Here is a 12351-nt window from a genome sequence, read left to right as displayed (position 1 = left end):
CCCGCAACGGCTTCGCGGCCACCCGCTGCCACGTCAGGGCGCGCGAGTCGGGACAGCACCGCTCCTGGCGCGACATCCGGGGCCTGTTGAGGAGCTCCCGCCTCGACGAGGACGTCCGGTCCCTCGCGTTTCGCGTCTTCGAGCGGCTCGCCGAGGCCGAGGCCGCCGTCCACGGCTCCGACCCGCACGACGTGACCTTCCACGAGGTCGGCGCACTGGACGCGATCGCGGACGTCGTCTGCGCCAGCGCGGGGTTCGCCCGCCTCGGCGGCGAGGTGGTGGTCAGCCCGGTCGCGGTCGGGTCGGGCACGGTCGAGGGCGCCCACGGGACGATGCCGGTCCCGCCCCCGGCGGTAGCCGAGCTGCTGCGCGGAGTGCCGTCGTACGCCGGGCCGGCGGGAGCCCCCGCCATGGAGCTGTGCACTCCCACGGGTGCCGCGATCCTCACCACGGTCGCGACCAGCTGGGGGCCACAGCCCCCGATGACGACCGAGCAGGTCGGCGTGGGAGCGGGCAGCCGGGACCCGGAGGGTCACGCCAACGTCCTGCGGCTCTTCGCCGGGACTGCCCCCGACTCAGCCCGCGAGGACACGGCAGTCCTGATCGAGACCAACGTCGACGACCTCGACCCTCGCGTCTGGCCGTCGGTCATCACCGCCCTGCTGGACGCCGGAGCCTCCGACGCCTGGCTCGCCCCGATCCTGATGAAGAAGGGACGACCGGCCCACACGCTCAGCGTGCTCGTCCCGCCCGAGCGCGTGGCAGCGGTCCGGGCCACGGTGTTCCGGGAGACCTCCGCCATCGGTGTCCGCGAGCAGCGGATGGACAAGCACGCGCTCGACCGGGAGATGTCGTCCGTCGAGGTCGACGGCCACACCGTCGCGGTGAAGCTCGCCCGGCACGACGGTGCGGTCGTCAACGCCATGCCGGAGTACGACGACGTGGTCCAGGCCGCGACCGCCGTCGGGCGGCCGGTCGCCGACGTGCTCGCCGACGCGGTCGCAGCCAGCCGGAAGCTCCTGGGTTGAGGGGCCGGAGCTGATGGATCTGGTGGTCGTCGCGCTGACCTTCGGCGCGATCTTCGTCGTCGAGCTGCCCGACAAGACGTTCATCGCGACGCTGGTGCTCTCGACGAAGTTCCGCCCGCTCCTGGTCTGGATCGGTGTCGGCCTCGCCTTCGCCGTCCAGACCGCGGTCGCCGTCGTGCTCGGCAAGGCGGTCGGGCTGCTCCCCGAGACCGTGGTCCACGTGGGCACCGCGCTGATGTTCCTGGTCGGCGCGGTGATCCTGCTGCGGACCGCGGGGTCGGCCGACGAGGACGAGGCGGAGTCCGAGAGCGAGTACGCCGCCAAGGTCTCCTCCGACGCCGCCGGTGCGGCCAGGGCCGTCGCCACCAGCTTCCTGGTCCTGTTCGCCGCCGAGTGGGGCGACCTCTCGCAGCTGCTCACCCTCTCGCTGGTGGCGAAGTACGACGACCCGGTGTCGGTGTTCGTCGGCGCGTGGGGGGCGCTCCTGACGGTGTCGGGGCTGGCGGTGATCGTGGGCCGGGTGCTGCTCAACCACGTGCGACTCTCGGTGCTGCACTACGTCGGGGCCGCCGTGTGCGTGCTGATGTCGGCGCTCACGATCTGGGAGCTCGCGTCGTGACGGCCCTCGATCGGGTCCGCGACCGCTTCCTCGAGGTCAACGGCGACCACCCGATGTCGCCCGAGGACGACTGCTACGTCCGAGCCCACTTCGTCGAGGTGCCCGGTGCCGACACCACGATCGACGCGATGGCAGCGGGCCGGCTGCCCCTGCCGTCGTACCTGCTCTCGGACGGCACGCCGATGGTCCCGCGTGACCACCTCGCCCCTGTCGAGTGGGCCGGGGGCCTCGACCGGCTCGGGGCGTGGTTCCTCGACCACTGGCCCGGGGACCAGCAGGCCGCCGCTCGCGAGGAGTGGGCGGCCTACCTCGCGGGGCAGTACGTCTGCCTCCGGTCGGTCACGCCGCTCAACATCCGGCGCAAGACCGCGCTCGTGGCGCAGGTCAGGGCGGCGGTCGAGGTGCTCGAGCGGGACCCCCACGACACGACGGCACGCGGCTCGCTCGGCGAGGCCACGTCCAGGCTCGAGGACCTCGAGCTGCCGATGACCGGCTACGACCGGCTCCGGTTCGGTGGCGCGCTCTCGCGCGAGACCTGGATCGACGAGCCCCGGCGGCTCTTCCTCGACCCGGTCGAGCCGCAGCTGCCGGTGCGCACCGAGCGCCTCGTGCTCCGCCACCCCGTGCCCGAGGACGCCGAAGCCCTGTTCGCGTACTACTCCGACCCCGAGGTCGCCCGGTACCTCCCGACGCCGCCGCTCGACCGGCGCCAGTCCGAGGCGGAGATCCGGCGCCGGATCAGCCGGCACGCCGGCGAGGGCAGGGCCCCGGTCCTGTCCCTGGTCATCGAGCTGGACGGGCGGATGGTCGGCGAGCTGATCCTGATGCTGCAAGGGCCGTCGTACAGCCAGGCCGAGGTGGGCTGGGTGCTCGATCCGGCGGTGGCCGGCCGCGGGGTCGCCACCGAGGCGGCCCGTGCCCTGATCGACCTGGCCTTCGCCCACTACCGCTTCCACCGGATCACCGCCCAGCTGGACGCCCGCAACCACCGGTCTGCCGCCCTGTGCGAGCGTCTCGGGATGCGGCTCGAGGCCCGCAGGCGGCGGGACTACTGGTCCAAGGGCGAGTGGACGGACTCCCTCGAGTACGCCGTCCTCGCCGACGAGTGGTCCAGCCCGCCGGCCGAGCTGCCCTGATCGCGAGACGCGCTGGACACCCCCCTCCGGGTCCGGAAAGATCACCGCATGCCCATCTTCGAAGGATTCACCGACGACGAGGTCCAGCGGATCAAGGATGCGGGGACCTTCGTCACGCTGCCGGCCAACTGGTCCCCCATCTGGGAGAAGACGCCGTCCGACAAGGCCTACATCCTGCTCTCGGGTGAGGTGTCGGTGCGCAAGGACGGCCAGGAGATCGCCCGGCTCGGTCCCGGCGAGATCATCGGCGAGGTGGGCATCGTCGACCACAAGCTGCGCAGCGCCTCCATCGTGACGCTGGACAAGGCCGAGGCGCTGCACTTCACCAGCGAGGGCCTGCGGCAGCTGTGCGACGAGGTGCCCGCGTTCAAGGAAGCGCTGGACCGGGCAGCGCAGGAGCGCCTGGGTTCCTGACTTGGCCGGCCACAGCGACGAGGGCGATCCGCTGGGCCGGATCGAGGAGATCGAACGCGCTCTGCTCGGGGCGAAGCGGGTGTTCACCCGCAAGGAGGTCGCCGACAAGGCCGACGTACCCATCGACGTCGCCGAGGAGCTGTGGCAGCAGCTCGGGTTCCCGCACGCCGCCGACGACGACGTGGCGTTCACCAAGGAGGACCTCAAGGCGCTGACCCGGACCCGGGAGCTGATCTCGCTCGGCATCCTGACGCCTGAGTCGGAGGCCGCCCTGGTCCGGACCTGGGGTCGCAGCTTCGCCCGGTTGGCCGAGTGGCAGGTCAGCCTCCTCGCCGAGCTGGCGATCGAGCACGAGGACCCGCAGGCCCGGCTGACCGAGCTGATGGACGTGGTGCTCCCCCGGGTGGAGAAGCTGCAGGCCTACATCTGGCGACGTCACCTGGAGGGTGCTGCCAGTCGGCTGCTCTCGCAGTTCGCATCGGAGGGCCCCGGTACGACGAGCACGATGGCGGTCGGCTTCGTCGACATCGTCGGCTACACCGGCCAGAGCAAGGCCCTCACCGACGCCGAGCTGGTCGAGTGGGTGGAGCACTTCGAGAACGAGATGACCCGCACCGTGGTCGACCTCGGCGGCCGGGTGATCAAGACCATCGGCGACGAGGTGCTGTTCGTCGCCGACGACCCGGTCTCGGCGGCCGAGGTCGCGCTGATCGTGACCGAGCGCGGCGAGGACGAGGAGGACAAGTTCCCGCGCGTGCGGGCCGGGATCGCCTACGGCGAGGTGGTCAGCCGGCTGGGAGACGTCTACGGGCCGCAGGTCAACATCGCCGCCCGGCTGACGTCGGTGGCGCGACCCGGCAGCGTGCTGGTCGACCGCGGCGCCTACGAGGAGCTGTCGGGGCCGATCGCCGAGGACTCGGTCGAGACGACCGAGCTGCCGGTCGCCGACGAGTCGCTCCGGCTGTCGAGGATCCTCGACAAGGCCGCCGACGAGCTGGCCCAGATCTCCCCGTACACGCAGGCCGGGGACTACCGCTTCCGTCGCCTTCCCCGCAAGTCGGTGAAGGGCTACTCCCGGCTGGAGCCGTGGCTGCTGCGTCGTTCGAAGGGTGCGCAGGGCAAGGGTGGCTGAAAACCCCCTAGAGTTTGTGCCATGGAGACCCAGGAGCCGGCGGGCACGCAGCGGGGGCCCGGCCACGCGCACGCGGCTGACAGCGAGGTCGGCCGACTGCGGACGGTGATGCTGCACCGCCCGGGCAACGAGCTGAAGCGCCTCACACCACGCAACAACGACAAGCTCCTCTTCGACGGGATCCCGTGGGTGCACCGCGCCCAGGAGGAGCACGACGCGTTCGCCGAGGCGCTGCGCTCGCGGGGCGTCGAGGTGCTCTACCTGACCGACCTGCTGACCGAGGCCCTCCGGCAGGACCAGGCCCGCAACCACGCCATCACCACGGCGCTCGGCGGGCTCCACCTCGGCGACACGATGCGCAGCTACCTCGCCCGCTTCCTCCAGGAGCTGTCGCCCGAGGAGCTGACCGGCTACCTCACCGCGGGCATCCGCAACGACGAGGTGCGAGGCGGCTTCGGCCTGGTGACCTCGCTGCTCGCGCACGACGAGTTTCTGGTCGACCCCCTCCCCAACCTTCTGTTCACGCGCGACTCCAGCGTGTGGATCCAGGACCGGGTGGCGATCACCTCGCTGGCCATGCCGGCCCGCTCGCGCGAGACCCAGCTGACCGAGCTGATCTACACCGCACACCCGCGCTTCCAGGGGACCCGCAAGATCCACGGCTGGCACCACGAGCACGTGGAGGGCGGCGACGTACTGCTCCTCGCCCCCGGCGTCATCGCCGTCGGCGTCGGCGAGCGGACGACGCCGGCCGGGGTGGAGCGGCTTGCCCGCCAGGTCTTCCACGCGGGCCTGGCACAGACGGTCCTCGCCGTACCCATCGCGCAGGAGCGGGCGACCATGCACCTCGACACGGTCTGCACGATGGTCGACGTCGACAAGATCGTGATGTACCCCAACGTCGCCGACTCCCTCAGGGCCCACGCGGTCACCGTCGCCGAGCGGGGGACGGGAGCGCACGAGCTGGTCCTCGATGTCGCGGAAGCCGAGCCCTTCCTGGTCGCGGCGGCGAAGGCCATGGAGATCGACACCCTGCACCAGATCGACACCGGGCTCGACCCGGTCACCGCCGAGCGCGAGCAGTGGGACGACGGCAACAACACGCTGGCCATCGCACCTCGCGTGGCCGTCGCCTACGAGCGCAACGACGAGACCAACGACCGGCTCGAGGACGCCGGCATCGAGGTGGTCAGGATCGCAGGATCGGAGCTGGGGTCCGGACGTGGCGGCCCGCGGTGCATGAGCTGCCCGATCTCACGGGTCCCCCTGCACGAGCACTAGGCGCGTCCGTCCGGGAAATTGAAGACCCGGCCGCTGTTGACGGGGGACACAACAACGACCGGGCGCAGCGGAATCTACCCGGGCCCCGAGCCGGACACAAGGCGGGTCGGGCGTGGCGTTGGCCACGCTCGCGGCAACCGCTCAGCGGATGGTGACCTGACGGTTGGCCAGACCGGAGCGGGCGGCCCGCTCGTCGCCGGTCAACGCGGACTCGTCGGCGAGTGCTTCGGCGAGGTCCTCGGCGAACTTCGCGGCCGGCTCCTCCAGCGCCTCCGACCCGGTGCCGACCGGCAGGTCCCACACAGGGGTGAGCAGGCCGTGCGCCCGGAACATCCCCACGAACCGCCCGTCGGGCACGAGGCGGTCGCGACCCGCGGCGTGCAGCCGGGCCAGCGCGTCGAGGAGCCGGTCCTCGGGCTCGGGCATCACCCAGCGGAGATGCTCCTTGGGCCCGACGTCGGTCCAGTACGCCGACTGGACCGACCCGAGCCGGGCGGTGGGGTTGACCGACGCGTTGGCCTGGTCGAGGGCCGCGGCGAGGCCCGCCTGGTCGTCCTGGTCGTCGATCCAGTGCTCGAAGCCCTGGTGCACGGTCACCTCGAGGGTCGTCCCCGTCACCAGGTCCTGCAGGCGCGGTCCCTCGCCCGGCGGGTCGGTGAGCCCGACGATGCCGGGTTCCGACTCGAGGGCGCTGACCAGGACGGCGCCGAGGTCGCGGGACGGGTCGCCGAAGTTGTGTCGGACCTGGAGGCCGAGCCAGATGTCGCCGCCCTCGCGCACCATCGCCGGCGCCGCCATCGGCAGCAGGGTGCTGAGGCGCACGGTGCGCCCGTCGCCGGCCAGGGTCAGTGGCGCGGTCGCGGACTGCACGAGCTCGCGCATCGCGACGATGTCGCACTCGCCGGGCAACCCTTCGAACGGGCGGTTGACGAACACCGCGGCCGGCCCGTCGACCGAGCCGTGGCAGGCCTTGTAGCGACGGCCCGATCCGCACGGGCACGGCTGGCGAGGCCCGACCTCCCCCGCGGGGGCCTGGTCACGGGCCTTGGTGCGAGAGCGCTTTCCCATGGTGCGGAGGCTAGCTCTTCAGCAGCTCGAGCATGTACGCCGGCCGGTCCGTGATGACCGCCTTCGCCCCCAGCTCGAGGCAGAGCTGGAGGTCCCGGTCGGTGTTGACCACCCAGACGTGGATGTCGCGTCCGCTCTTGAGGAGGTGCTTGCGGAGTCCGGGATGGTCGTGCAGCTCCCTGATCCCCGGTCCGACCATCCAGTCGTCGCCGATGACCTGGCGCAGCATCGGCCAGTGGTGGGCCTTCTCGATCAGCATCACGAGGGCGACCTCCGGGGCGAGCCGCTGCACGCGCTGCAGGGCGGCCCAGGAGAAGCTCATCACCCGGACCGGCGAGTCGGCGCGGTCCCACCCGAAGTCCCGCAGCAGCTCGACCAGCCGCCGTTCGACCAGCCCGCCGAACCTGGTGGGGTGCTTGGTCTCGATCGCCAGCTCGATCCGCCGGTCCTGGTCGGCCACCACCTCCAGCAGCTTGCGCAGCGTGAGCACCCGCCCGAGCTCGATGTCGCGGTCGGGTGCCTCGTCGTCGAGGTCGGCCCACGGGTTCTTCCACGACGCGAAGTCGAGGGCGTCGAGGTCGGCGAGCTCCATCGTGGAGATCGCACTCCGCTTGCTCGCCGTACGCCAGAGGTTGCGGTCGTGGACGCAGACGAGGTGCCCGTCGGCGGTGAGGCGTACGTCGCACTCGAAGGCCTCGGCCCCGGCCTCCATCGCCGCCAGGTAGGCCCCGAGCGTGTGCTCCGCGAGATCGTGGCTGGCACCCCGATGGGCGACCACCTGGGGCCTCATGCCTCCATTGTGACGCCAGGCGAGAGTCGTCCTCCGGCGCCACGACGATGAGGGCACGGTTCCCTCTCACGCCCGATCAGGGCCTGCTCCCAGCCGAGGCACCACAGGTGCGGACTCACGGCGCGCACGGATCGAGCACGGATCGAGCACAGATCGAGCACAGATCGAGCACGGGGCATCCCGCCGCGCCGGCGACCCGACCGGAGAGCTCCGATTCACCGACCCACAGGAGCTGGAGGTGAAAAGTTCCCTACCCTCGGGTCATGGGACACATCGACCCCTCTGCCTGGATCGCACCCTCGGCGGTGGTGACCGGAGACGTCACGATCGGCGCCGAGTCACGCGTCCTGCACGGTGCGGTGCTCAACGGCGACCTCGGCCCGATCAGGCTGGGCTCCCACGTCCTCGTCATGGAGCAGGCGCTGCTCCGGGGCCGGGCATCCCACCCGCTCACGGTGGGCGACGCCGTCCTGATCGGGCCTCACACCCACCTCAACGGCACCACGGTCGACGACGAGGTGTTCATCGCCACCGGCGTTTCGATGTTCCCCGGCTCGCGGGCCGGGTCCGGCAGCGAGCTGCGCATCAACAGCGTCCTGCACGTCAACTCCGTGCTCCCCGCCAAGACCGTCCTGCCCATCGGGTGGATCGCCGCCGGCGACCCGGCCGAGCTGTTCGCGCCCGAGCGCCACTTCGACCTCTGGGCAGTGCAGGAGCCGCTCGACTTCCCCGGCACGGTGTACGGCGTGCCCCGAGGCACCTCGATGCGCGAGATCATGCGCGGCCAGTGCGCTGCCTTCGGGCCCGATCCGGACCCCGGCGAGGAGCGTCCCTGATGGAGGCCCTGCGCCGGATCGGCACGGTGCACTCCCCACTCACCGATCCCTCCCAGGCGCCACGACAGGGCGACGAGGGCGCACCGGACGCCTGGATCTCCCTCGATCCCGAGCTCGCGGAGGCTGCTCGCGACCTGCGACCGGAGGACGCGGTTCTCGTGCTCACCTGGTTGCACCGCGCGGACCGCAGCGTGCTCTCCGTGCATCCGCGCGGCGACGGCTCGCGTCCGCTCACCGGCGTCTTCTCCACCCGGTCCCCCGACCGCCCCAACCCGATCGGCCTGCACCGGGTGCGCATCACCGCCATCCGCGAGGGGCGCCTCGACGTGAGCGGACTCGAGGCGATCGACGGCACCCCGGTCCTGGACATCAAGCCCGTGCTCGGCCCCACCGACGAGCGGTAGCCCTCTCACGCGTGCTCGCGGAGATACCTCCCGAAATGGGGCACCGTGAAGGCGATCCGGCCGCGCTCGCCGGAGTAGATCAGCCCCTTCTTCAGCAGCGAGTCGCGCGCCGGCGACAGCGACTGCGGCTTCTTGCCGAGCCCGGCGGCCACGTCGGAGGTCGGCACGCTCTGGATGTCGTCGAGCTCCTCGGCCGACCGCTCGGCGATCGCAACGGCGGCATCGGCCATCGCCCGGAGATACTCCCGCTCCCCCGGCGTCGCCCGCTCGAAGCGGCTGCCGAAGAAGCCGACCGCGAGCTCGCCCTCGGCCTCGGGGGCCGCCACGGCGACGTCCTCGGCGGTGATCGGGGACCGCGGCGCGAGGTCCCAGACCACCTTGCCGTAGGCCTGGATGAAGTAGGGGTAGCCGCCGGTGGCGGCGTACATCGCGGCCAGCGCCTCCTCGGTGTAGTCCGCGTCCTCCTCGGCGGCGGGCGCGCTCAGCGCCCGGTCGGCGCCCTCGCGGGCGAGGCGGTCGATCCGCTGGTAGCGGAAGAGACGCTCGGAGTAGGACTTGCTCGCCGACAGCACCGCGGGCAGGTGCGGCAGCCCGGCCCCGACCACGACCAGCGGGAGCCCCGACTGGCTGATCTCGTGACACGCCGCGCACAGGGCGGACACGTCGTCGGGCCCCAGGTCCTGCATCTCGTCGATGAACACCGCGACGCCCTTGCCCACGTCGGCAGCGAGGCCGCCGAGGTCGGTGAACAGCTCGACGAGATCGATCTCGATGTCCCCGGAGTCGGCGCGGCCCTTGACCAGCGGGGCGTCGATGCCCGGGTTCCACCGCTCGCGCAGCTTGGCGTCGGCCCCGGCCTCGCGCTGGGCGAAGGCGCGGATCACGCCGAGCACGTGGTCGACGTCGTCGGGCTTGGGGTGGGAGAGCTCGCGAACGGCCTGGTGCAGTGCGCTCGACAGTGGACGGCGCAGGGGTTGGTCGGGGCGGGCCTCCAGCTTGCCGGTCCCCCAGCCGCGGCGTACGGCGGCGGAGCGCAGCGCGTTCAGCAGCACGGTCTTGCCGACGCCACGCAGGCCGGTCAGGACCAGGCTGCGCTCGGGTCGGCCGCGGGCGATCCGTTCGAGGACGACGTCGAAGGTCTCGAGCTCGACATCGCGACCCGCCAGCTCGGGGGGTCGCTGGCCCGCGCCCGGGGCGTAGGGGTTGCGGATCGGGTCCATGATCGGACCGTATCGGGGACTCTAGGTCCCTCCTTAGATTTGCGCCCGGCGATTCTCGCCGGCCACCGCCGGCAGCTCCGTCGTGTCCCCCGACGGAGCGCTGCGGGCGGCGTCGTACGCGCGGGCCAGCCCGGCGCGCAGCATGTCGATGAGCTCCGGCACCTCGTCGATCCTCAGCCGGAACGAGCCTGCGCACACGTTGTCGCGCCAGAGCGAGAGGACGACCACCCCGGCCTCCTGGTGCCAGGTGGCCCGCAGCGCGCGGTCGCCACCGCGGGCGTCGAGGAAGACCGACCCCGTGTTCGGCAGCTTCCGGACCGAGGGCACGGACTCATTGTGGGCCCGCGGAGCCGATCGCGGTAGAGGTTGCCGCCACGGGAGCAGTCCTAGACTGAGCGGCGTGCCCGAGCTGCCCGAGGTGGAAGCGCTGGCCCTCGACCTGGCGGGCCGGCTCGACGAGCGCGCGATCGTGAAGGTCCACGTCGCCGCGTTCAGCGCCCTCAAGACGTTCGACCCGCCGCTGCAGGCGCTCGAAGGCACCCTGGTCGACGGGGTCACGCGGCACGGAAAGTTCCTCGACCTCTCCGCCTCGGGCCTGCACCTCGTCCTCCACCTGGCCCGTGCCGGCTGGGTGCGCTGGCGCGACGAGGTGCCCACCCTGCCGCCGAAACCGAGCAACAAGTCCCCGCTGGCGGTCCGCGTGGTCCTCGACGACCAGTCCGGGCTCGACATCACCGAGGCCGGCACCCGCAAGAGCCTGGCGATGTACGTCGTCCGCGACCCGGCCGACGTGCCCGGCATCGCCTCCCTCGGGCCCGACCCGCTCACCGACGACTTCACCCTCGAGCTGTTCGGCCAGATCCTCGCCGACGCGGGCCGGTCCCAGGTCAAGGGCGTGCTGCGGCACCAGGGCACCATCGCCGGTATCGGCAACGCCTACTCCGACGAGATCCTGCACGCCGCCCGGATGTCGCCTTTCAAGCCGGCCAGCAGCCTGACCGACGACGAGATCCACGTCCTCCACGACGCCATCCGGGTCGTGCTCGGCGACGCCGTCGACCGCTCCCGTGGCCTGGCCGCGGCCGAGCTGAAGGGCGAGAAGAAGTCCCACCTGGCCGTCCATGGCCGGACCGGCAAGCCCTGCCCGGTCTGCGGCGACACCGTCCGCGAGGTGTCCTTCGCCGACTCGAGTCTTCAGTACTGCCCGACGTGCCAGACTGGCGGCAAGCCCTTGGCCGACCGCCGGATGTCAAAGCTGTTGAAGTGAGGGGAACGCCATGGAGATTCCAACGGTCATGGTGGCCGGAGTGCCCGACCCGCTGCCGGACGACCTCACGATCCTCGACGTGAGGGAACCCGTCGAGTGGCAGCACGGGCACATCGACGGTGCCGTCCACATCCCGCTCGCCGAGCTCGTGCAGCGGCTGGACGAGGTGCCCGACGGTCGGACGCTCGTGGTCTGCCAGGTCGGCGGCCGGTCCGCTCAGGCGGTGGCCTACCTCAACCAGCAGGGTCGCGACGCGGTCAACCTGGGCGGCGGCATGGTCGAGTGGGCCGACTCCGGCCGGCCGATGGTGAGCGAGACCGAGCGCCCTCCCCACGTCGTGTGACCGGGGCCCGGCATCACGCGAACGCCGCCGGGAGGGGCAGCCGCAGGGCCGCTCGCAGCCTCGCGAGGTAGTCGGCGCGCGGGATCTCGACCACCCCCAGCGAGGCGAGGTGCGGGGTCACCCACTGGGTGTCGAGCACGCGGGCGTCGGCGTGCTCGTCGGAGAGGAGATCGACCAGCCCGGCCAGGGCGACCTTCGACGCGTCCCGCTCCCGGTGGAACATCGACTCCCCCGCGAAGAGACCGCCGATCGCCACGCCGTACAGCCCGCCGGCCAGCTCACCGCCGCGCCAGGCCTCGACGGAGTGGACCCAGCCCAGCTCGTGCAGCCGGAGGTAGGCCGCCCGGATGTCGGCATCGATCCAGCCGCTGTCGCGCTCGAGGTCGGCGCACCCGTCGACGACGTCCTCGAACGCCGTGTCCACCCGGATCTCGAAGTCGCGGACCGAGCGCCGCAACGACCGGGATATCCGCATCCCGTCCAGCGGCAGCACCGCCCGGCGGACCGGGCTGAACCAGTGCATCGGCTCCCCCGCCACCCCGACCGGCATCGGGAAGATGCCGGCCCGGTAGGCACTCAGGAGCGTTCCGGCCTCGAGGTCGGCACCCAGACCCACCAGATCGTCCGGTGGGCCGTCCTGGTCGAGGGCCGGGAAGGACCACCGGGTCGGGGCGGGTTCGACTGGCACGCGACGACCGTAGCGACCCCCTCCGTAGGATCGGGCCATGAGCATGATGGGCAACATCGGACGGCGACTGGCTCCGCGCGTCACCGAGATCGCACCCGACCTCACGTCCACGTTCGTCCGCGAGT

Annotated in this window: 15 protein-coding genes; 10 read left to right on the top strand and 5 right to left on the bottom strand. The window is 71.9% G+C overall.

The annotated features are described in order from the left end of the window. The 6 genes from larC to VFN12_RS05540 all read left to right on the top strand — a co-directional run. Positions 1-1028, top strand: a 1028-nt coding sequence (larC, locus tag VFN12_RS05565; RefSeq protein WP_325117609.1) for a nickel pincer cofactor biosynthesis protein LarC, incomplete at its 5' end; no start/stop codon positions are given. Positions 1029-1041: 13 nt separating this feature from the next. Next, on the top strand, positions 1042-1647 hold the full coding sequence (locus tag VFN12_RS05560) for a TMEM165/GDT1 family protein (protein WP_325117608.1): 606 nt from the start codon (positions 1042-1044) through the stop codon (positions 1645-1647). Further along, the gene (locus tag VFN12_RS05555) at positions 1644-2783 is read left to right on the top strand and encodes a GNAT family N-acetyltransferase (RefSeq protein ID WP_325117607.1); all 1140 of its coding nucleotides are present in this window, start codon (positions 1644-1646) and stop codon (positions 2781-2783) included. Before VFN12_RS05560 ends, VFN12_RS05555 begins: the two co-directional genes overlap by 4 nt. A 48-nt stretch (positions 2784-2831) precedes the next feature. Then, complete coding sequence (locus tag VFN12_RS05550) at positions 2832-3197, top strand: cyclic nucleotide-binding domain-containing protein (RefSeq protein WP_325117606.1); 366 nt, start codon at positions 2832-2834, stop codon at positions 3195-3197. Between the two features lies 1 nt (position 3198). Continuing rightward, on the top strand, positions 3199-4329 hold the full coding sequence (locus tag VFN12_RS05545) for an adenylate/guanylate cyclase domain-containing protein (protein ID WP_325117605.1): 1131 nt from the start codon (positions 3199-3201) through the stop codon (positions 4327-4329). A 21-nt stretch (positions 4330-4350) separates the two neighbouring features. Continuing rightward, on the top strand, positions 4351-5610 hold the full coding sequence (locus tag VFN12_RS05540) for an arginine deiminase (RefSeq protein ID WP_325117604.1): 1260 nt from the start codon (positions 4351-4353) through the stop codon (positions 5608-5610). Positions 5611-5751: 141 nt separating this feature from the next. Here VFN12_RS05540 and VFN12_RS05535 read toward each other — a convergent pair whose 3' ends face one another. Both VFN12_RS05535 and VFN12_RS05530 read right to left on the bottom strand, forming a co-directional pair. Beyond that, positions 5752-6678, bottom strand: coding sequence for a DUF5926 family protein (locus tag VFN12_RS05535; protein WP_325117603.1), 927 nt, complete (start codon positions 6676-6678; stop codon positions 5752-5754). 10 nt (positions 6679-6688) lie between these two features. After that, a complete protein-coding gene (locus tag VFN12_RS05530; protein ID WP_325117602.1) occupies positions 6689-7468 on the bottom strand; it encodes a glycerophosphodiester phosphodiesterase in 780 nt (259 codons plus the stop codon). 263 nt (positions 7469-7731) lie between these two features. Between VFN12_RS05530 and VFN12_RS05525 the strand changes: the two genes are divergently transcribed. After that, positions 7732-8304, top strand: a complete 573-nt coding sequence (locus tag VFN12_RS05525) for a gamma carbonic anhydrase family protein (RefSeq protein WP_325117601.1) — start codon at positions 7732-7734, stop codon at positions 8302-8304. Continuing rightward, positions 8304-8708 (top strand): tRNA (N6-threonylcarbamoyladenosine(37)-N6)-methyltransferase TrmO, encoded by a 405-nt coding sequence (tsaA, locus tag VFN12_RS05520; protein WP_325117600.1) that lies wholly within the window; start codon positions 8304-8306, stop codon positions 8706-8708. Before VFN12_RS05525 ends, tsaA begins: the two co-directional genes overlap by 1 nt. A 5-nt stretch (positions 8709-8713) precedes the next feature. On the opposite strand, the gene VFN12_RS05515 is transcribed toward tsaA, so the two are convergent. Both VFN12_RS05515 and VFN12_RS05510 read right to left on the bottom strand, forming a co-directional pair. Continuing rightward, on the bottom strand, positions 8714-9928 hold the full coding sequence (locus VFN12_RS05515) for an ATP-binding protein (protein WP_325117599.1): 1215 nt from the start codon (positions 9926-9928) through the stop codon (positions 8714-8716). Between the two features lie 33 nt (positions 9929-9961). Then, positions 9962-10255 (bottom strand): hypothetical protein, encoded by a 294-nt coding sequence (locus tag VFN12_RS05510; RefSeq protein WP_325117598.1) that lies wholly within the window; start codon positions 10253-10255, stop codon positions 9962-9964. Positions 10256-10328: 73 nt separating this feature from the next. Between VFN12_RS05510 and VFN12_RS05505 the strand changes: the two genes are divergently transcribed. Next, positions 10329-11195: an Fpg/Nei family DNA glycosylase gene (locus VFN12_RS05505; RefSeq protein ID WP_325117597.1), complete on the top strand. Its 867-nt coding sequence runs from the start codon at positions 10329-10331 to the stop codon at positions 11193-11195. A gap of 10 nt (positions 11196-11205) precedes the next feature. Then, the gene (locus VFN12_RS05500; RefSeq protein WP_325117596.1) at positions 11206-11538 is read left to right on the top strand and encodes a rhodanese-like domain-containing protein; all 333 of its coding nucleotides are present in this window, start codon (positions 11206-11208) and stop codon (positions 11536-11538) included. 13 nt (positions 11539-11551) lie between these two features. Here VFN12_RS05500 and aat read toward each other — a convergent pair whose 3' ends face one another. Beyond that, positions 11552-12226, bottom strand: a complete 675-nt coding sequence (gene aat / locus VFN12_RS05495; RefSeq protein WP_325117595.1) for a leucyl/phenylalanyl-tRNA--protein transferase — start codon at positions 12224-12226, stop codon at positions 11552-11554. Positions 12227-12351: the final 125 nt, after the last annotated feature.

Source organism: Nocardioides sp. (assembly GCF_035703625.1).
In the GTDB taxonomy this organism is placed as follows: Bacteria; Actinomycetota; Actinomycetes; order Propionibacteriales; family Nocardioidaceae; genus Nocardioides.
The sequence above is the reverse complement of the archived record's forward strand: the minus strand, read 5'-3'. Positions and strand labels throughout refer to the sequence as shown.

What these genes read in the sequence shown, in the direction of transcription:
- VFN12_RS05560 (WP_325117608.1), top strand. Translation starts at nt 1,042, where the DNA reads ATGGATCTGGTGGTCGTCGCGCTGACCTTCGGCGCGATCTTCGTCGTC.
- VFN12_RS05550 (WP_325117606.1), top strand. Translation starts at nt 2,832, where the DNA reads ATGCCCATCTTCGAAGGATTCACCGACGACGAGGTCCAGCGGATCAAG.
- VFN12_RS05540 (WP_325117604.1), top strand. Translation starts at nt 4,351, where the DNA reads ATGGAGACCCAGGAGCCGGCGGGCACGCAGCGGGGGCCCGGCCACGCG.
- VFN12_RS05535 (WP_325117603.1), bottom strand. Translation starts at nt 6,678, where the DNA reads ATGGGAAAGCGCTCTCGCACCAAGGCCCGTGACCAGGCCCCCGCGGGG.
- VFN12_RS05530 (WP_325117602.1), bottom strand. Translation starts at nt 7,468, where the DNA reads ATGAGGCCCCAGGTGGTCGCCCATCGGGGTGCCAGCCACGATCTCGCG.
- VFN12_RS05525 (WP_325117601.1), top strand. Translation starts at nt 7,732, where the DNA reads ATGGGACACATCGACCCCTCTGCCTGGATCGCACCCTCGGCGGTGGTG.
- tsaA (WP_325117600.1), top strand. Translation starts at nt 8,304, where the DNA reads ATGGAGGCCCTGCGCCGGATCGGCACGGTGCACTCCCCACTCACCGAT.
- VFN12_RS05515 (WP_325117599.1), bottom strand. Translation starts at nt 9,928, where the DNA reads ATGGACCCGATCCGCAACCCCTACGCCCCGGGCGCGGGCCAGCGACCC.
- VFN12_RS05500 (WP_325117596.1), top strand. Translation starts at nt 11,206, where the DNA reads ATGGAGATTCCAACGGTCATGGTGGCCGGAGTGCCCGACCCGCTGCCG.